This is a genomic window from Pedobacter lusitanus (assembly GCF_040026395.1).
Classification (GTDB): domain Bacteria; phylum Bacteroidota; class Bacteroidia; order Sphingobacteriales; family Sphingobacteriaceae; genus Pedobacter; species Pedobacter lusitanus.
Genome location: NZ_CP157278.1, coordinates 5021325 through 5040974 on the forward strand (window position 1 = coordinate 5021325; position 19650 = coordinate 5040974).

Consider the following 19650-nt stretch of genomic DNA (forward strand, 5'->3'; position numbering starts at 1 on the left):
AATGATAACTGGTTGTCTGCCTCAGTTTAAAACATGTTGTCATTATTTTGTTACTAATTTGATCTAATGATTTGTCAGGATGAAAAAGGCTTCTTTTTATTTTTAGGGTATTATTTTCCCCAGTTAAATTCAATACTTTTGGAATCTGAAAGAAGCTGAACTTTAATCAGCTAGTATATTCAAATCTTTGCTTGGTGCTTATGGATAAAGATGAAATTGTAATTAGTGAAATTTTAATTGCCGCCAAATCTTTATTTGGAAAATTCGGGTTAAAAAAGACAACGATAGAGGATATCTCCGCAGCAGCCGGTAAAGGAAAAAGTACACTTTATTATTATTTCCCCGGAAAGAATGAAATCTTCGCTGCTGTTGTAAAAGATGAGATGAAAGCAGTGATTAAAAATTTAAGGGAAACAGTAAACAGAGCACTATCTGCAAAAGATAAACTGAAAGCTTTTTTAAATTTTCAAAGTATAGCTATCCTGGAATTCAGAAGTCTTTATAAAGTGATTTTTGAAGATATGATTGAATCAAGGAGGATGCTGCTTCCGCTAAGGCTTAAATACGAACAGATGCAGCTGGGTATGATCAGTGAAATACTTCTTGGAGGTACACAAAGTGGTGAATTTAAAGAACTTTCGGCAGAGAGTATTCATAAAATGTCTTTTGTTCTTATTGTCGCTTTCAGGGGGCTTCACTTTCCGCTGTCTATTAACCCTTCAGAAGTACAGTCCCATGAATATTTTGATGAGCTGGTAGATATGCTTATCGAGGGTATTGGGAATTAATAATTTAAACCACCATATTTATATGATGAATTACCTGGATATACTAGATCAGGTCAGAGCACATGTCTCGAGCTTGTTTCACACTAATAAAGACGAGAGATTAATCTATCATAATCTGCTGCATACCGAACAGGTGGTCAAAGCTGCAGTGAAAATTGCTAACCACTATCAGTTATCAGATCATGATTTTTTTGTAGTGAGCATAGCCGCGTGGTTTCATGATATTGGTTATTTGACCAGTTGTGAAAAACATGAAGAACGGGGAGCTGGTCTTGTAAAAGAATTTCTGGAATCTAAAGGAGCAGATCCTGAGTTAACCAGTCTGGTGATGAATTGTATTCTGGCTACCAGAATGCCGCAACGTCCGGTAGGGCTGCTTGAAGAAATTGTATGTGATGCAGATCTCTTTCATCTGGGTAGTGAAGATTTCAGAGAAAGAAATAAACTGATCCGTAAAGAGGCCAGCGCTTTTGCTGGTAAAGATATTGATAAACACGAATGGCGTCTAAAAACAATTATGCTTTTTGAGTCGCATCATTATCATACGGATTACTGCCGTGATTTACTCAATGAAAAAAAAGAGATGAATCTGAATGAATTGAAAGAAAAAGTGATCAAAGATGATCATGAAAAGTCAAAAGAAGAGAAAGCAATCAATTCGGTTCTGGAAAATACTGACCATCATCCTGAAATAGCAGCTACCGGATCTAAGGCTCAGCTCATGGAAAAAAAAGAAAATAAAAAGGAAGAGAAGAAAAAAAGTGACCGTCCTGATAAAGGGATAGAAACGATGTTCAGAATTTCGTCAGGTAACCATCAGCGTTTAAGTGATATGGCAGATAATAAAGCACATATCATGATTTCCACTAACTCTATTATTCTGTCGGTTACCCTTAGTGTTTTACTGCGAAAGCTGGAAGATAATCCTCATTTGATTATTCCTACTTTAATATTACTGGTTATTTGTGTGGTGACTATGGTGTTTTCTATACTGGCCACCAGACCAACAGTTCCTCCGGGAACTTTTACACACGAAGATATTGAGCAAAAAAAGGTGAATCTGCTGTTCTTTGGTAATTTTTACCGGATGGCCTTGCCTGATTATGTAGAAGGGATGCAGAATATGATGGAGGACAGAGATTTTCTATATGGAAGTCTGATCCGGGACTTATATTCACAGGGAGTTGTCTTAGGACGTAAATATCGTCTGTTAAGAGTTGCTTACAATGTATTTATGTTCGGTATTATTGCTTCTGTTCTCGCATTTGTTATTGCCAGTGCGGTAGTAGCTTTATAGAAATACCATGAAAGAATATTCTTTTTTTAATCGCGATCTGAGCTGGTTGAGTTTTAATGAGCGTGTGCTCATGGAGGCCGAAAATGAACAGGTTCCATTACTGGAACGAATCAGATTTCTATCCATTTATTCTTCCAATCTCGATGAGTTTTACAGAGTGAGGATGCCGGTATTGATGGCTATTGATAATTTTGATGAGAACACCGGTTTAAATAACAATTATTATAAAGCACAGTTTTTAATCAATCAGCAGCAACAGCGATTTGGGCATCTGCTGGCTAACGAGCTTTTACCTGCTTTAAAGGTCAGAAATATACACTGGTTATATAATGAGGCTATTCCTGATCAGATAACAGATGAATTGTCCCGGATTTTCTTTAATGAAGTCCTGGCGTATATCAGGCTGTATTCAGTAGCGAAGGATGAAGATGGTTTTTTTGCAGAAAACAATAAGCTTTATCAGGCAGTTATATTATCTGATACGGTCGGAACAGAGCGCTTAGAGTTGATTACCATCCCATCTGATGATTTGCCAAGGTTATATGCAGTGAATAAAGGGGATCAGAAATATGTGGTTTTCCTGGATGATATTATCAGAAGCAATCTCGCTTATCTTTTCCCTGATGAAAAAATAACTGGAGTGTTCAATATCAAGATTACCAGAAATGCAGAATTGAATATCAAAGATGAGATTGATGATCTGGAAGAAGACATTACCATTGCTCTTGAAAAAGAATTAAAGAAACGGGACCTGGGCACAGCAACACGATTTTTATGCCAACCTGGAATACCACTGAGGTATCTCTATAAGATCATTTATGCCCTTAACCTGACCAATTCATCTGTTGTAGAAGGTGGATATTATCATAATATGAAGGACCTGAGTAATTTTCCACTCCAGGAAGCCGGGTTAAATTATCCTAAATGGCCGTCACTCCCTAATCTGCTGCTGAAAAAAGAAGATACATTGTTCGAACAGATTCGTAAAAAGGACCTGATGATTCACGTTCCCTATCAGAATTATGATCCGATATTAAGATTCTTTAATGAAGCTGCAAATGATAGCTATGTAGAAGAAATTTATGTGACCCTTTACCGGGTGGCTGATAATTCCAGAATTGTTAATGCCTTAATGACGGCAGCAAAAAATGGTAAAAAGGTTTCGGTAATGGTAGAACTGAAAGCAAGATTTGACGAAGCCAATAATATAAAATGGGCTTCGAGAATGAAAGCTTCGGGAGTAAAAATCATTTATAGTAATAAAGAATTAAAGGTACATGCAAAGGTTGCTCTGGTTAAGAGAAAGATCAGAGATCAGAGTGAATATCTGGGACTGCTGGCTACAGGAAATCTGAATGAATCAACGGCAAGGTTTTATACAGATCATATTCTGCTCACTGCTAATCAGGTTATGCTGGCTGAGCTTGAACAGCTTTTTGGTTTCCTCAGAAAGAAAAAGAAGAAACCATTGCAGGAAGATGCAATCAACTTTGAACATTTACTGGTTGCACAATTCAACCTTCAGGCTAAATTCATTGCACTTATTGATCAGGAAATTGCCAATGCCAGACAAGGGTTACCGGCTGGTATGGTGATTAAAATGAATAATCTGGAAGAAAGAGTACTGATCTCTAAATTATATGAAGCTTCAAATGCCGGAGTTAAAATACAACTGATTATACGTAGTGTATGCTGCCTGATTCCCGGAATAGAGGGGCAAAGTGAGAATATTATCGTGAAACGTATTGTGGACCGGTACCTGGAACACGGAAGAGTTTTTCTTTTCCATAACAACGGAGCAGAAGATGTCTTTATGGGATCCGCAGACTGGATGAACAGAAATATTTACGGAAGGATAGAGGTTTGTTTTCCAATCTATGATCAGGAATTAAAAATAAGACTGATAGAAATCTTAAATTTACAGTTAAAGGATACTGTACAGGCAGTTGAATTGAATGAAGAATTACAAAATAATTACTGTAGTGGAGAAGTCCAGGTACGTTCCCAGCAAGCTATTTATGATCTGCTGAAAGAAACCACTGTACACACTATTGAAAATAACGCATCATAAACCCGATAGGATTAGGGGGCATCTGATAAAAAAAAAACGAATGAAATTACTTCTAAAAAAGCTGAATTATATTTTTCCGGTACTGATCCTTATCGGATTCTATGCTTGTAAACCAGCAAAACAGTCTTATACAAGCCCAAAAGGATATGACTTTAACCATCCGGAGAAATTTACTATGCCAGAAAGTCTGCATGAAATTTCCGGTATTGCATTCTATAAAGGAAAAAGTGATACTGTTTATTCTATACAGGATGAAGAAGGTCGTCTTTTCAGACAAGCCTGGGGTAATAAGAAACAGAAACATGCTGTTTTCGCTAAAAAAGGTGATTATGAAGATCTGGCAATTTTAAATGAAACTTTCATTATTCTCAGAAGTGATGGTACACTTTATACCTTTCCTTTTAGTGAAGCTACTAAAGATAAAGTAGCCAATATTAAAGAATGGAATGACATACTGCCTGATGGAGAATATGAAAGTATTTATGCAGATCAGCAAACGAACCAGGTTTATCTGCTTTGTAAGAATTGTAAAGAAGATAAAAAGGAAAAAACAATGTCGGGTTCTATTTTTACTTATAATCCGGCAAAGAAAGAGCTGATTGCATCTGGTAATTTTTCTATGGATCTCACTCCCCTGATTGATAAGGGACTCATACTGAAAACAGGATTAAAAGCTTCCGCTCTTACCAGAGATCCACATTCAGGAGACTGGTATATTTTGTCTTCTGTCAATAAATTATTGGTTGTAGCCAGCCCCGACTGGAAAGTTAAAGGTGTACACCGGTTAAATTCTTCTATATTTATACAGCCTGAAGGATTAGCTTTTGATAATCAGATGAATCTGTATATATCTAATGAAGGTGATGAACTTAGTTCTGGAAATATCCTGAAATTTGCACGTAAACCCTGATGCTAAAATAATTATGAATCAATGACTTAGACCCAGTTTTAAATTTTTAAATTTAAGCGGGGTCTTCTAATTGAATCGATGACGCTTATAATTGAAAACACAAAATGCAGGCAATAACGATTGACTTTAACAAGTACGTTTGCGGGAATGAGGAAAATGGAATGAAAGCTGATATTCGCCTTTCATTAAAACCATTTATTACCTTTCTTACTGAAAAGATTAAAGTAGAAAAGACAGCCAAAATAAACTTCTATAACTATTTGCTGGAGCAGTTCTCTGCTTTTCCGGAATTGGCAGACCCTATTCCTGCAGCAAATGTCAATAAATACAATCATTTATTTGAATTGATCTATACGGCATTGTCGCCGATCATTAATGATGAACGGGAGCAATTATGGGCATTAAGTAAACCTATATGTCCTTGCTTTTATTATGGTACAAATGCTTTTTATAAGGTCCTGCTTGATGATAAAAAAGAAGGTTTAAATACCGATCTGGCTTTGCCTTCTCAAAAAGAACTGCAGAATACTATGCTGACCACTCTGTACAATATGGTTCTGCAAAAGTTTTATAATTTCAGTCTGGGTACAGATCAGCATGTTATTAAATCTATAGTTGATCATAAAACACAGTTAATCAGGTATTACAGGTTAAATATCGATACCCGTTTTGTTGAGATTACAAGTAATACAACGCTGCCAGAGCTCACACTGCAAAATGTAAAAGAGTATATGCAGGATGAAAGCAGCAATCTGGAAACCCTTAATAATTTACTACCCTCTTCCATGTTCCGTGTTGAAGGAATTGCTATTGTCACTTTAGTAGATATCACTGCCGAATATGCACTTGAGTCTATTAAAAACGCAATTATTTCACATAACCAGTGTGAGGTAGGCTGGAGTACTTCTTCAATTTCTTTAGCACTCAAATCCCTGGTTGGAAGTGACCTGATAGATTTTGGATTACTGCCTTATTTAAAACTGAATAATAAAACATTACCTTATTTTCATGAGGGTTTTCAAAGTATTATCATTCAGCAGGCGAAACTAAATGGAGTAGATGAAGCAGAATATGCTGAACTGGTAAAATCATTTATAGCAAACCCGCGCAGACTTATTTTTCCTGAAATTAAAGCTGAAGAATATACTGCCTACCCGATGCTTAAGTTGGTTGCAGATGCAGGTATCAGGTCATATGCTATTTTTCCATTATACTACAATGCTAAACTGATCGGTTGCTTAGAGCTTTATACTAAAGACAGTACGGCTTTTAATGGGAATACTTTATCCAGAATTGAAAGCGCTTTCCCTTTGCTGACTCAGCTGTATCAGAATATCATTACTGATTTTAACAATGAGATCACTGCGATAGTCACTGATAAGTTTACTGCGTTGCAGTCTTCTGTTGAGTGGCGTTTCAATCAGGCTGCTTACAATTACATGGCTTCAGGCGGGTGGGAAAAAAATCTTCCGATTGAACCGATTTATTTCAAGGATGTACATCCTTTCTACGGAGCAATTGATATCAGAAATTCAAGTATTGAGCGGAATCTGATGATCCGGAAAGATTTGTTTGCTCATTTTGAAATTTTGGAAATAACACTGGGAAACCTGAAGTCCATAATACCAGAGGTCCTGGAAGATGATTTTCCAAGACAGCAGTCTGCATGGGATCATAAAGGGTTTGACGAAATATCTGATCGGGAGATTATGAAAACTGACGATTATCTTCAGCATCAGCTTCCTCCTTACCTGAATATACTTAAAGATATTTATCCTGAGGCTGAAAAGATTATTGATGAATATTTTGAACTGACACGTCCGGGAGGGAAGATCTTTGAAAACAGAGATAATTACGAGAATAGTATGCAGACCATTAACCGGGCGGTGAATAAACACCTGGATCAGTTTAATGCACAATTGCAGCAGGAATATCCTTGTTATTTTGAAAAATTCAGAACCGACGGTGTGGAGTTTGATATTTATCTTGGGCATTCTATTGCACCAGACAAAGATTTCAGAGATGATTTACTGGCTGATTTCCGGTTAAGGCAGTTGAAAGCAATTGCTGAGATAACCAGGATAACGGCAGACCTGAAGCCTTCACTAGCTATACCGATGGAAACTACACAGTTGATTTTTGTTTATGAAAAAATCATTGATATTAGTTTCAGGATTGATGAACAAAGATTTGATGTTGAAGGAAGTTATAATATCCGGTATCAGATGGTGAAGAAAAGGATAGATAAGGCTCATGTCAAGGATAGTACAGAACGACTTACTCAGCCCGGTAAAATTGCAATTGTTTATTTCAATAGTTCAGAAGCTGATGAATATATAACATATATCCATAAATTACAGGAACAGCAATTATTAACCGATCAGGTTGAATATCTGGAAGTGGAAGAATTACAAGGTGTTGAAGGACTTAAAGCATTGCGGGTAGAAGTCGCAATAAAAACTGATTAATAAATGCACATAATTTCCAGAAAAAATAAAGTAAACCTTACAGTATCAGTAACTATTCTGTTCTTTAGTCTTCCGCTATTTACCCATGCACAGCAGAACAGGACTAAGGACTCTATTACAATAGCTATATCTCCTGCCTATGATTCCGTTTCCAAAACACATCGTTTCTTTTTAGGTGAAAATTACAGGAAGTTATGGGCTACTCCTGTAAGAATGCGGATTGTTGATCTCCAGAAAGAACGTGGTGGTATGAAAATATTGCAACTGGGAGGAGGAATGCAGACCAGATCTTTACGCCTGGAAGATGCCTCAGGAAGGGAGTGGGCGCTCAGAACGATTCAGAAATATCCTGAAAGAGGTTTGCCAGCAAATTTGAGGGCAACAATTGCTAAAGATATCGTACAGGATCAGATTTCAACAGGTCATCCTTTTTCTGCATTAATTGTTCCACCATTGGCTGATGCCCTTGAAATTCCTCATGCTAATCCAGAAATTATTTATATCGGTGATGATCCTGCCCTTGGTAAATACCGGAAGGTTTTTGCCAATGCAGCTTATTTGCTGGAAGAACGTATGCCGGCAGGGTATGAGAAAAGTGATAATACATTGAAAGCTCAGCGAAAAATTGAGGAAGATAATGATACACATATTGAACAAAAATTAGTTTTAAGAGCGAGATTACTTGATTTTGTTGTTGGTGACTGGGATAGACATGAAGATAACTGGCGATGGTTAAAAATAGACGATAAGGATAAAGGAGAGAAGACATATATCCCTGTTCCAAGGGATAGGGACAAGGTTTTTTATAAAACCTCAGGTATATTTCCCTGGATACTCTCACATCAGTGGTTAAAAGCCAATTTACAGCCTTTTGATGCAGAAATCAGAGCTGTTGATCAGTGGAATTTTAATCAGCGGTATTTTGACAGATACTTTCTGAGCGGGTTGAGTGAAAAAGACTGGCAGGAGGAAATCAAATATGTGCAGGGAAAATTAACGCCGGCTTTACTTAGAAAATCAATGCAGCTGATGCCAGCTAATATTTTTGCTGAAGGAGGAGAAGAGACATTGAATATAATGATTGCCAGAAAAGATAACCTGGAGAAAAGTGCCATGGCCTATTATCGTTTTCTGGCTCATACGGTTGAAATTCCTGCTTCCGATAAAAGAGAGTATTTTGAAATCAGACATAAGAAGAACGGGAATATAGAACTGACTGTCAGTAATATTAAAAAGAGTGGTGAAACGGGCCGGAAATTATATCACCGTACCTTTGATCATAGTTTGACCCATGAAATCAGATTATATGGAATGGGAGGGGATGATATATTTGAAGTGACCGGAGAAACAAAATCGCCGATTACAGTTCGGATGATTGGCGGAGATGGTAAAGATCGTTTTGAGATTAATAAAGATCTGGGTCATAAATCAAATACTTACATCTATGACCGCTCAGATCAGGAAAATGAAATTCCTTCTTCTTCTGTAGCAAAACTTCGGTTATCTGCTGATACAGCTGTTAATCAGTATAATAAAAAAAGCTACGTATTTGATCAGTTTGGACCATTATTTCATGTTAATTATAATATTGATCAGGGGATACAAGCAGGTGTCGGACTGATTCTGGAGAAACAGGGTTTTAGAAAAACACCTTATGCATCGCATCAGGAGTTTTGGGTAGATTATTCGACGGGTAGAAAATCTTTTATCCTGAACTATGCCGGAGACTTTAAAAAAGCCATTGGGAATACAGATTTTAAGGTCAATGCAAATCTTTTGGGGCCAAATAACCTGAGTAACTTTTTTGGTTTAGGTAATGAAACTGAATTTATCAAAGAGGAACCCAAAGACATGTCCTATTACAGAAACCGTTACGATTATCTGACTGCAGATTTTCAACTCTATAAAAAAACCGGCAGATGGACAATAGGTGGAGGGTTAACCACAGAGTATTACACCAGCAGCCGTAAAGGAAATGAACATCGGTTTTTGAATGACTTCAATCAGACTAATCCTGAAGAGTCAGTTTTTAATGATCGTGTTTACGTGGGGCTGATTACCGAAGTAAAATATGATTCCAGAGATAATATTTCCATCCCTAAAAATGGAATGTATTGGAATACCAGGATTACAGCTAGTCAGCAGCTCAACTCAGATCATGAACGCTATGGGAAAATACAATCAGAATTTCGTTACTATTTGAATCCGGGACATTCTGGCTTCGTGATTGCAAACCGTTTAGGTGGAGGTACAACTTTAGGAAATCCCGGGTTTTTCCAGCAAATGCAATTAGGTGGAGTACATAATCTTCGCGGTTTCCATACAAATCGGTTTACGGGTAAATCCATGCTATATTATAATCTGGATCTTCGCCTTAAGTTATTTGATTTTACCTCTTACATTGTACCCGGATCATTAGGTCTTCTTGGCTTTAATGATGTTGGCCGTGTATGGATGCCTGGCCAGTCTTCAAATCAGTGGCATCATGGATACGGAGGTGGAATATACATTGTTCCGGCTGATCTGATCCTGATACAGGCAGCTGTTGGTTTTTCGAAAGAAAGCACAATGCCTTATATTTCTGTAGGATTTAATTTTTAATTCGACCGTTCATAATGGCTGTTTATAAATTATAATTCAGGCTGCCGGAACCAATTAAACCGGCAGCACTGAACCAACTATGCAAACAAAAAAACAATCTTTAGAATAGCTGAGTTCAATTTGTTTTGATTTCCCGGTAAATTACCTTCGCTGAGCTCTTTCCTTCCCTGACTGTTGTAGTAATCATATCCGGATAGCCGTCAGTATTGTATTCATAACTGAAATTTTGTTCATCTTCGGGAGCTGAAGGATTGTTACAAAACCTGATATTATTGACCCCGGAAAGGAAAAGACTGTTATCTTTCTCGATAGTCAGTAGCCACACATATCTGACATGCTTAAATAAGCCATTTTTCAGATCATAACTGTAGTTTAATGCAGGTCCTGCTATTCCTGCTTTTTCCCCGCTCAGATTGCCGGCCTCATTAAACCATCTTTCCTGCTCACCAGCCTGATGATTATTGATGTCAAAATTATGAATACCTGTAATCTGATTATCACTATTGTATTTCAATTCATAGTAACCTGTAGAGATATATTCATCTTTTTTCACAACAGCTGTTTTACCCTTTTTTACTCGTCCTTTTTCATCCAGAGAATAACTGGTATAAGAAACGAGAACATCGTTCTTATATCGCTGTAAATCGAAAGGCTTTCCATCTTTGGTGTAAGTCAGTACAATACTTTTTCCATCTCCATACTCAATTTTAGAAACGGCTAATCCTTCGGTATAGCTAATTACCATTTTTGATTTTCCGGTTCCCAGCTGAACCGGAACCAATATTTTGGTACCCACATCAATAACAGGCGGAATAACCTCTCCGGTAGTTTCTGCCGGGCTGTCATTTTTTTTACAACCCATAAAAAGAACAATAGTGACCAGAAACAAATTCTTATAAATTTCCATAACAATAATAAATTTTAGATTTAATTAAAACCTAAAACTACTTCCATTATTGGAAATAATGTTTAAATAATTAAATAAATATCTAAACAATAACAAAATAAGCCCAGAACGGTAATATTTGCTGATTTTAAATCAATTCAGGTACTGTCATGCTTCATTGCCGGCATCTCTGTAATCATACATTGGCTGAACAGAGGAGGCGCTGAGAAATCAGATAAAAGAAGACCAGAAAAAAATAATACAATTTAATGAAAAACAATGTGTGTTTATTTGGGTTATAACTCATATTTTAATAGCAAATTACAAATACCACCTTTATCTCAGCACGTCAATAATTTATGGAAATAATTCATCTCAGCGCAGAATGTTATCCGATAGCTAAAGTTGGAGGATTAGGGGATGTTGTAGGCGCATTACCAAAATATCAGCGTAAACTGGGGCACTTCTCCAAAGTAGTTATGCCCGCATATAATAATTCATTTATGCTTCAAAACGAATTTGAAGTAGTTTATGATGCATGGGGTAATCTCGGAACCCGTCATTTTCCGGTACGGATATTCAGAGAAAAGACAAATAAACTGGGGTTTGATCTTTATCTGGTATACATAGCGGGTTTAACGGATCGTGATCGGGTATATGGTTATGAAGATGATACTGAGCGTTTCCTGGCTTATCAGATTGCTACCTTAGACTGGATCAGTCAGTGGGAACACCGTCCTGATGTGATCCATTGTCATGATCATCATACTGGTCTTGTCCCGTTTATGACCGGTAATTGTGAAAAATATAAGAGTCTTAGAAATATTCCTACCGTGCTTACCATTCATAATGCTCAGTATCAGGGACAGTTTGGGTGGGATAAACTACATTATCTGCCTGCCTTTGATCTGTGGAGATCTGGTTTGCTGGAATGGAAAAATGATATTAATCCGTTGGCTTCAGCTATTAAATGTGCCTGGAGGGTAACAACGGTTTCTCCGAGTTATCTGGAGGAAATCAGTTACAACGCCAATGGACTGGAAAGTCTGCTGGCCAGCGAAAGAGGGAAGTCTGCGGGGATCTTAAATGGAATCGATAATGAGGTCTGGGATCCGCAAAAAGACCCGATGCTCGAGAAGACTTATAGTATAAGAACCGTAGAAAATGGTAAAAAGGCAAACAAAGCAGCGCTGTGTGATGTTTTTAATTTAGACCCGGCAAAACCGTTATTCACATTTATCGGCAGGCTGGTTGGAGAGAAAGGAGCAGATTTATTACCTGAGATTTTTCATAATTCATTAGCTCACAGTCGCGGGAATATTAATATTCTCGTGCTTGGCTCCGGAGATCCTGAAGTAGAAGGAAAGCTAATCGAGTTGAAGAACTGGTTTTCTGGAAACTATAACGCTTATATTGGCTATAATGAAAAATTGTCCCATCAGATTTATGCAGGGGCTGATTTTCTATTAATGCCTTCAAGAGTAGAACCTTGTGGATTAAATCAAATGTACGCGTTGCGTTACGGGACTATCCCGGTTGTAAGAAGGATTGGTGGATTGAAAGATACAGTGGTGGATATAGGGGATGGTGGATTTGGTATTTGTCATGATCAGACCAGTGTGGGAGATGTTGGACATGCTATCGGAAGGGCTTATGACCTTTATCAGAATAAAAAGCATGTTAAAGAAATTCTAAAATATACAATGCAGCTGGACCATTCCTGGGATAAGGCCGCCCAACAATATATAGATCTGTACCAAATGTAATTTAACTATATGACTGAAAAAGTACTAGGAGTTATCCTTGGCGGTGGCCAGGGCTCCAGATTATCACCGCTAACACAGACCCGTTCCAAGCCAGCTGTTCCAATTGCAGGTAAATATCGTTTGGTAGACATTCCGATCTCTAACTGTCTTAATTCTGGTATTCACCGCATGTTTGTACTTACCCAGTTTAATTCGGCATCGTTAAATAAACATATTAAAAACACTTATCATTTTAGTCATTTTAGTGATGCCTTTGTAGATATTCTTGCGGCCGAGCAAACGCCTGATAACCCAACCTGGTTTCAGGGAACAGCCGATGCTGTCCGTCAGACGATGCATCATTTATTACAGCATGATTTTGAATATGTACTGATATTATCAGGTGATCAGTTGTACCAGATGGATTTTAATGAGATGTTAAATGCTCATGAAGAAAGTGGTGCCCAGGTCACACTGGCAACAATTCCCAGTACAGCTAAAGATGCAACTGGTTTTGGTATTTTAAAGGCGAATGAAGAAAATATAATTACTTCTTTTATTGAAAAACCAAGTGCTGATCAGTTAGGTGACTGGGCTTCTGATACCGGACCGGAAATGCAGGCTGAAGGCCGTAATTATCTGGCTTCAATGGGTATTTATATCTTTAACCGTGATTTGCTGGTTAGCATATTTGCCGAAAATCCTGATGAGAAAGATTTCGGAAAGGAAATTATTCCCCGTGTGCTGCAAACGCAAAGAGTGTTAAGTTTTCAATATGAGGGGTACTGGACAGATATTGGGAATATATGTTCTTTCTTTGAAGCAAATCTGGGCTTAACTGATGATATTCCAAAGTTTAATCTGTTTGATAGTAATCAGAGCATATTCACCAGACCAAGGATGCTTCCGCCTACCAAGATATTGAGCACTTCGCTGGTTAAAGCTGTGATTGCTGAGGGCTGTATTTTAAATGCTGATCTGATTAAACATTCTGTGATTGGGATAAGATCAAGAATTGGGAATGGTACTTCTGTCGAAAACACCTATATCATGGGCAGTGACAGGTATCAGACTCTTGCTGAAATTGCTGAAGAAAATGAAGCAGGAAGACCATTGATCGGGATCGGTGACCGGTGCAAGATCTTTAATGCAATTGTAGATAAAAACTGCAGAATAGGAAACGATGTGACTATCAACGGAGGAGAACATCTGGAAGATGGGGATTTTGAGTTTTATGCAGTCAAAGATGGTATTGTGGTTATAAAGAAAGATGCGGTAATTGTCAATGGGACAGTGATCGGATAGGGGGAGTAATTAAAAAAGGGATAGGGGTTTACAGGCCGCGTTCATCTGAAGGGATGAACAATGCCTGTAAACCCCTATCCCTTTTTTAATTAGCCGGAGAGTTTTAGATCCGATTAACTGGCCGCTTAATATTACAGTGTAATCTTTTTTACAAGTTGGGTGTGGGAGGTTGGGAGTTTAGCAGAGCCGATATGCATTCCTTGCTACGGATATGATACGGATGGCTGATACGCTGAAAGGGTAACTTATTCTATGGTCTGGATTACATCCTCTTATCTAGATCACGATTTTTGTATGGTTGCTGGTAGGATGACCTGTGCAAATCAGTACTCTTCCCTGCGCTATCTCCTGGTCTGTTAAAACTTCGTTGTAATCCATTCTTACACCACCCTCAGTGCAGGAGGCTACGCAAGAGCTGCAAATTCCGGCACCACAACTGTAGGGCACATTAATGTTATGGGAAAGGGCTACTTCCAGGATTCTCTTATACCACGGAACTTCGAGCTGATAAACATTTTTATTGAACTCCAGGATTACCGTATAAGTATTTTTATCCTTGATGACCTTCTCGGTCATATCATCATCGTCTGCCTCATCTTCAGGAATGAAATAGGTTTCTTTTTTGATCTGATCTAGACGGAAACCCATTCCTAAAAGAGAAATACGGCACATCACCATATAATCAATCGGACCACAGGTATAACACAGGGCATCGGATTGGTCATACTGAATGTTCGAATTATAGAGATCATGAATCAGGAAACTATTCAGACGGGCAAACTGAAGGTTTTTTGAATCACTGAACAGATAGATAAGTTTAAATCTTTCAGGGTATTTTTCCTGCCAGTCATTTAGTTCTTTGTAAAACAGGGTAGTAGTGGCCGAACGGTTACTGTAGATCAGCACTATTTTTGAGTTTTCTTCCTTAAGCAGAGCAGTTTTTAAAATAGAATAAACCGGGGTAATCCCGACGCCGGCTGCAAAAAGGAAAACGGTACGCTTAATTGCTGTGACCGGAGAATAAGTAAAAATGCCGGCTGGAGGCAGAACCGTCAGGACATCACCCACAGCGGTTTTATGATGCAGATACTTTGATATTTCTCCGTTCTCTACCAATTTTACGGCGATACTCATGGGCTCATCAATGGCTGGAGAACTGCAAATAGAATAGGAACGCCTGATTTCTTTTTCATTGACCTGGAATAATACAGTCAGGAATTGTCCGGATTCATAAGCTGGAATTGTTCCGTCTACAGGTTCAAACTGGATGAAGATATTATCTCCGGGGCGCTTTGAAATTTCAGTAATTCGTAATTGCAGAGTGGTCATAGGATACAAATCTACCGATTTTTCTCAGAGCCTGTTTAAACAAGGGATTAAACATAATTAAAAACGAGAGAAAAAATAGTCTTTTGATAAGGTATGGAACTAACTTCCAGACTACCGTAATGCATTTTCATAATGTTCCGGGTAATGGTCAGACCAATTCCAGAACCGTTTTTGCGGGTCGTAAAAAACGGGACAAATATTTTCTCTGCCAGCTCCGGTTCAATACCCCTGCCATTGTCAGTTACGTCGAGGAATAACTTATTTTGTTCCAGACGGTAATCAATTGCTATAAATGGCTGATCTACATCTTCCAAAGCATGAATACTATTGGTCACCAGGTTAATTAAAGCTTGTTCTATAAGTTTTAAATCTACGCTGATCGTAATTTTTGAAGAGGTCTGTCCTATAGAGAGTTTTACATTTTTTACAGCTGCAAAAGGCTGCATCAGGATCTGGATATGCTGGAGGATTTCGCCAATGCTATGTGATTCAAGCTCTGGCGTGGGTAATTCAGCAATCAGACGGTAATCCTTTACAAAGTCAAGCAAGCCCACCGATCGTCTTTTGATAGCCTGTATAGCTGGCTTAAGGTCTTCCAGCTCCTCTTTGTTTAATGAATCTTTACCTGATACCATACTGTTAACTGTATCAGAAAGGGAGCTGATAGGGGTAATGGAATTCAGGATCTCATGAGAGATTACACCAATCAGCCTGTTCCAGGCTTCGATTTCTTTCTGCTCAATTTCATCCTTAATGTTCTGGAAAGAAATGATCCTGTAACTGGTATTATACAGGTTTATCGGGATAACCTCAGTTGATAACTGAATGAGTTTTTCCTGAATTTTAATTTCAAGAAATCTTTTACCACCATTTTGTATGCTTTCAATTTCTGTCGTGAAAATCGGCAGATGCTCTTTCAGCCGGTGCCAGTATTTATAAGCTGGTACCTTAAGCAGGAAAGCTGCAGCCTCATTAAAAAAAGAAATTTCTGCCTGCGCAGGATCAGCATTGTCTTTAAGGACTATGACACCTACCGGTACCTGCTGCAGAATAGTTTTGATCAGCTGAAACATGGCATCCTGTTCCAGCTGGATATCTTTATGAGTTTTGATAATCTCATCAAATGATCCGTACAAATCAGGAAAGCTCCCTTTGGTACTTTTATTTTTGAAATTCAAAGTATGATCGCGGGTTTTAATTGCAAGAATAAAACGCTTAATATCAGATCTGATCTGGTTAATATAACTGTATAAGGAAAAGACAGAGATTATCAGTATACAGGAAACGCCGGCTATAGTAAACCATAGCTGAGTTTTTAAAATCAGATAACCCAATAAAACTATCAGTGAATTAATCAGCAGCAGCTTAAAAATCAGTCTGAAAGTAAAACGTTGATAAAACATAGGCTATAATCCGAATTTTTCTATTCTGCGGTATAAAGCTGCACGGGTAAGCCCCAGTTCTGCCGCTGCACGCGAAATATTTCCCTTATGATTCTCTATTGCTTTCTGTACCATCATTTTTTCCATTTCTTCCAGATCCAGAGTCACCGGTAGCGATGCCGATCCGCCAAATCTTTGCGGGCTTAATTGTAAATCCTGTTCAGTAATCTCATTACCATCAGCCATGATAATAGCTCTTTCAATCACATGCTGTAATTCACGGACATTACCCGGCCAGTGATAGGCCAGTAAGGTATTACCGGCTTTTTCAGTAATCAGGTTAATGTTCTTATGATATTTGGTACTAAAAGTATGCAAAAAATGATTGGCCAGCAGTAAGATATCCTCAGCACGCTGATGCAGCGGAGGGAGTTCCAGTTCGACTGTGTTGATCCGGAAAAGTAAATCCTGACGGAAAGTGCCTTTGGCTACCATTTCATTCAACGGCATATTGGTTGCAGTGATCAACCTTACATTTATTTTCCGGTCCTTGCTTTCTCCTAAACGGGTGACTGTCCGGTTTTGCAGGACCGTTAGTAATTTGCCCTGTAATGGCAAAGACAGATTTCCTATCTCATCAAGGAATATTGTTCCGTTATCGGCCAGTTCAAATCTTCCCGGTCTGTCATCGCGGGCATCCGTAAATGCGCCTTTAGCATAACCAAAAAGTTCACTTTCAAACAGATTCTCATTTAAAGAACCCAGATCGACATGCATGAAAATATGATTTTTTCTTAGAGAGTGTTTATGCAATTCGTAAGCAAATACCTGTTTACCTGTACCATTTTCGCCTAATATCAATACATTCGCATCAGTAGGCGCTACTTTAATTAGTGTGTTTTGCAAATGTCTGATGGGAGCCGAAGTCCCGATAATATGCTCAAACTTTCTGGCCTGATCAGTTTGTATAGAGGTGTTTATTTTTTCAAGTTTTTTAACCTTTTTGTTTGATTGTCTTAGTTTAGAAGCTGCTGAGAGCGTAGCATAAAGTTTCTCATTTTCCCAGGGTTTAAGAATGAAATCTACAGCTCCTTTTTTTATCGCCTGTACAGCCAGTTCCACATTGCCATAAGCAGTCATGAGAATGACTACATAGTCTTTATCTATTGATAAGATATGCTCTAACCAGTAAAGTCCCTCACGACCATCACTGGCTCCCTTCTGATAGTTCATATCCAACAGGATAATATCAATCTCATTATGGCTGAGTAATACATTGATCTCTTTGGGTGATTTACAAGTGACAACCTGTTTAAAGTGCTGTTTTAAAAAGAGTTTCGCACTTAAAAGAATATCATCATCATCATCAATTACCAAAACGTTTGCTTCTGTCATTTTATAAGGATTTTATATATAGTTAAGCTTATCAAACGATAAATTTAACTGACTGATGAGCAAAAATAATGGAATTGTCCGTTGCTGTACAACAGCTGTCCGATAACGAACAGTGTTTTTTAGTGTTAATGTGTTAAATTACTGATATGTAGTTGATTAAATATGTTTTTTTGCTTTGGCATGCCCTTGGTATATGGCTTCACAGACATTACATTTATCATGGATAAGATCATTGCAAAAAAGAGATTCAGTACAAAAAAGATATTAATGCTTACAGGAGGCCTGTTGCTGGCCGGGCTGGTAGCTTATGGATATAAACTATCCCTGAATAAGGTATACAAAGCTGATGCAGATAAATTAACGATCAGCAAAGTTCAGTATGGTGACTTTGAGGATGTGGTATTATTGAATGCAAGCGTAGTACCGCTGACTTCAGTGATCGTGAGTTCATCAGAAGGCGGAACAGTTGCAGAAATTTTTACGGAGAACGGAGCGTCGGTAGTTAAAGGTACGCCGCTGTTGAGAATTGCTAATCCAAACGCGTTATCAAATTATACATCGAGTGAAACCAGTATTATCGAGCAGATTAATCAATTGCGTAAAGTACGTTTGGATCTGGAACAAAACCAGCGGATAATGGCTCAGGATATGATGGTCATAGAGAATACACTGAGAACTGCCAGCAGAAAATATAAAATTGACAGTACCTTGTTTTCAAATAAAGTGATAACCAGAGAGGAATTTAATAACTCAAGCCAGGATTATGAGTATAATAAAGGCAGAAAGAATATATTAAAACAGGCTGTAAAACAAGAAAACCAGAGCAGGGCGATGCAGTTGCAGCAGATTGATGTATCTGTAAGCAGAATGAACGAGAGCCTGGAAACTATCAGAAAAAATATTGAGAATATGACCATCAAGGCTCCGGTTTCCGGAAGATTATCCTCTTATGATCCCGTTATAGGTAAATCCTATACAGCAAATGAAATGCTGGGCAAGATAGATGTACTGCAAGGCTATAAACTGCAGGCAGGCGTAGATGAATACTATATCAACAGAGTAAAAGAAGGACAATCTGCTAACTGTGAGTTTAATGGGAAGATCTATCATCTTACGGTTAGAAAAGTAATTCCTGAGGTAACTGCAGGTCAGTTCCAGGTGGAGCTTGTTTTTGAAGGGAAATCACCGGATGAGTTGCGAAGAGGATTATCTTTACAGGTAAAACTTACCCTTTCGGACAACAGTAAATCGTTACTGCTTGCACAGGGGCAATTTTTCCAGAGTACCGGAGGGTCATGGGTATTTGTACTGAAAGATGGAAAAGCACAGAAAAGAAATGTGAAAATAGGCCGGAAAAACTATTTGTACTATGAGGTTATGGAAGGATTGCAGAAAAATGAAGAAGTAATTACCTCATCTTACGATCAGTTCAATCAATACGATATTGTAGAAGTAAGCAGGTAAACGTATAAC

At 38.1% G+C, this 19650-nt stretch carries 13 protein-coding genes; 9 read left to right on the top strand and 4 right to left on the bottom strand.

Annotated features, from left to right (window positions below):
- Positions 1–200: 200 nt before the first annotated feature.
- The 6 genes from PL_RS21570 (at position 201) to PL_RS21595 (ending at position 10135) form a co-directional block, all read left to right on the top strand.
- A complete protein-coding gene (locus PL_RS21570) occupies positions 201–788 on the top strand; it encodes a TetR/AcrR family transcriptional regulator (protein ID WP_041877621.1) in 588 nt (195 codons plus the stop codon).
- A gap of 25 nt (positions 789–813) precedes the next feature.
- The gene (locus PL_RS21575; protein WP_431357146.1) at positions 814–2085 is read left to right on the top strand and encodes a Pycsar system effector family protein; all 1272 of its coding nucleotides are present in this window, start codon (positions 814–816) and stop codon (positions 2083–2085) included.
- 7 nt (positions 2086–2092) lie between these two features.
- Complete coding sequence (ppk1, locus tag PL_RS21580) at positions 2093–4156, top strand: polyphosphate kinase 1 (RefSeq protein WP_052495980.1); 2064 nt, start codon at positions 2093–2095, stop codon at positions 4154–4156.
- Between the two features lie 40 nt (positions 4157–4196).
- Complete coding sequence (locus tag PL_RS21585) at positions 4197–5066, top strand: SdiA-regulated family protein (RefSeq protein WP_041877618.1); 870 nt, start codon at positions 4197–4199, stop codon at positions 5064–5066.
- Positions 5067–5170: 104 nt separating this feature from the next.
- Positions 5171–7534 (top strand): GAF domain-containing protein, encoded by a 2364-nt coding sequence (locus PL_RS21590; protein ID WP_041877616.1) that lies wholly within the window; start codon positions 5171–5173, stop codon positions 7532–7534.
- A gap of 3 nt (positions 7535–7537) precedes the next feature.
- Positions 7538–10135 carry a BamA/TamA family outer membrane protein gene (locus PL_RS21595; RefSeq protein WP_082035778.1) on the top strand — a complete coding sequence of 866 codons (2598 nt, stop codon included), beginning with the start codon at positions 7538–7540 and terminating at the stop codon, positions 10133–10135.
- Positions 10136–10250: 115 nt separating this feature from the next.
- Here the strand turns inward: PL_RS21595 and PL_RS21600 are convergent, their stop codons facing one another.
- On the bottom strand, positions 10251–11042 hold the full coding sequence (locus tag PL_RS21600) for a hypothetical protein (protein ID WP_041877613.1): 792 nt from the start codon (positions 11040–11042) through the stop codon (positions 10251–10253).
- Between the two features lie 338 nt (positions 11043–11380).
- On the opposite strand from PL_RS21600, the gene PL_RS21605 reads away from it, so the two are divergent.
- Together PL_RS21605 and PL_RS21610 are read left to right on the top strand one after the other, a co-directional pair.
- A complete protein-coding gene (locus tag PL_RS21605; protein WP_041877610.1) occupies positions 11381–12787 on the top strand; it encodes a glycogen synthase in 1407 nt (468 codons plus the stop codon).
- Positions 12788–12796: 9 nt separating this feature from the next.
- Positions 12797–14071 carry a glucose-1-phosphate adenylyltransferase gene (locus tag PL_RS21610; protein ID WP_041877607.1) on the top strand — a complete coding sequence of 425 codons (1275 nt, stop codon included), beginning with the start codon at positions 12797–12799 and terminating at the stop codon, positions 14069–14071.
- A 276-nt stretch (positions 14072–14347) separates the two neighbouring features.
- Here PL_RS21610 and PL_RS21615 read toward each other — a convergent pair whose 3' ends face one another.
- Genes PL_RS21615 through PL_RS21625 form a run of 3 tightly spaced genes read right to left on the bottom strand, consistent with a single transcriptional unit; the run spans position 14348 to position 18177 of the window.
- On the bottom strand, positions 14348–15400 hold the full coding sequence (locus tag PL_RS21615; RefSeq protein WP_041877605.1) for a ferredoxin--NADP reductase: 1053 nt from the start codon (positions 15398–15400) through the stop codon (positions 14348–14350).
- Between the two features lie 47 nt (positions 15401–15447).
- On the bottom strand, positions 15448–16803 hold the full coding sequence (locus tag PL_RS21620; protein ID WP_041877602.1) for a sensor histidine kinase: 1356 nt from the start codon (positions 16801–16803) through the stop codon (positions 15448–15450).
- 3 nt (positions 16804–16806) lie between these two features.
- Complete coding sequence (locus PL_RS21625; protein WP_041877600.1) at positions 16807–18177, bottom strand: sigma-54-dependent transcriptional regulator; 1371 nt, start codon at positions 18175–18177, stop codon at positions 16807–16809.
- A 219-nt stretch (positions 18178–18396) separates the two neighbouring features.
- On the opposite strand from PL_RS21625, the gene PL_RS21630 reads away from it, so the two are divergent.
- On the top strand, positions 18397–19641 hold the full coding sequence (locus PL_RS21630) for an efflux RND transporter periplasmic adaptor subunit (protein WP_041877822.1): 1245 nt from the start codon (positions 18397–18399) through the stop codon (positions 19639–19641).
- The last annotated feature ends 9 nt before the right edge of the window (positions 19642–19650 follow it).

Excerpts from the sequence above, each read along its gene's own strand:
- PL_RS21625 (WP_041877600.1), bottom strand. The coding sequence starts at position 18,177 with ATGACAGAAGCAAACGTTTTGGTAATTGATGATGATGATGATATTCTT.
- PL_RS21620 (WP_041877602.1), bottom strand. The coding sequence starts at position 16,803 with ATGTTTTATCAACGTTTTACTTTCAGACTGATTTTTAAGCTGCTGCTG.
- PL_RS21575 (WP_431357146.1), top strand. The coding sequence starts at position 814 with ATGAATTACCTGGATATACTAGATCAGGTCAGAGCACATGTCTCGAGC.
- PL_RS21615 (WP_041877605.1), bottom strand. The coding sequence starts at position 15,400 with ATGACCACTCTGCAATTACGAATTACTGAAATTTCAAAGCGCCCCGGA.
- PL_RS21630 (WP_041877822.1), top strand. The coding sequence starts at position 18,397 with ATGGATAAGATCATTGCAAAAAAGAGATTCAGTACAAAAAAGATATTA.
- ppk1 (WP_052495980.1), top strand. The coding sequence starts at position 2,093 with ATGAAAGAATATTCTTTTTTTAATCGCGATCTGAGCTGGTTGAGTTTT.
- PL_RS21570 (WP_041877621.1), top strand. The coding sequence starts at position 201 with ATGGATAAAGATGAAATTGTAATTAGTGAAATTTTAATTGCCGCCAAA.
- PL_RS21610 (WP_041877607.1), top strand. The coding sequence starts at position 12,797 with ATGACTGAAAAAGTACTAGGAGTTATCCTTGGCGGTGGCCAGGGCTCC.
- PL_RS21590 (WP_041877616.1), top strand. The coding sequence starts at position 5,171 with ATGCAGGCAATAACGATTGACTTTAACAAGTACGTTTGCGGGAATGAG.
- PL_RS21585 (WP_041877618.1), top strand. The coding sequence starts at position 4,197 with ATGAAATTACTTCTAAAAAAGCTGAATTATATTTTTCCGGTACTGATC.
- PL_RS21600 (WP_041877613.1), bottom strand. The coding sequence starts at position 11,042 with ATGGAAATTTATAAGAATTTGTTTCTGGTCACTATTGTTCTTTTTATG.
- PL_RS21605 (WP_041877610.1), top strand. The coding sequence starts at position 11,381 with ATGGAAATAATTCATCTCAGCGCAGAATGTTATCCGATAGCTAAAGTT.
- PL_RS21595 (WP_082035778.1), top strand. The coding sequence starts at position 7,538 with ATGCACATAATTTCCAGAAAAAATAAAGTAAACCTTACAGTATCAGTA.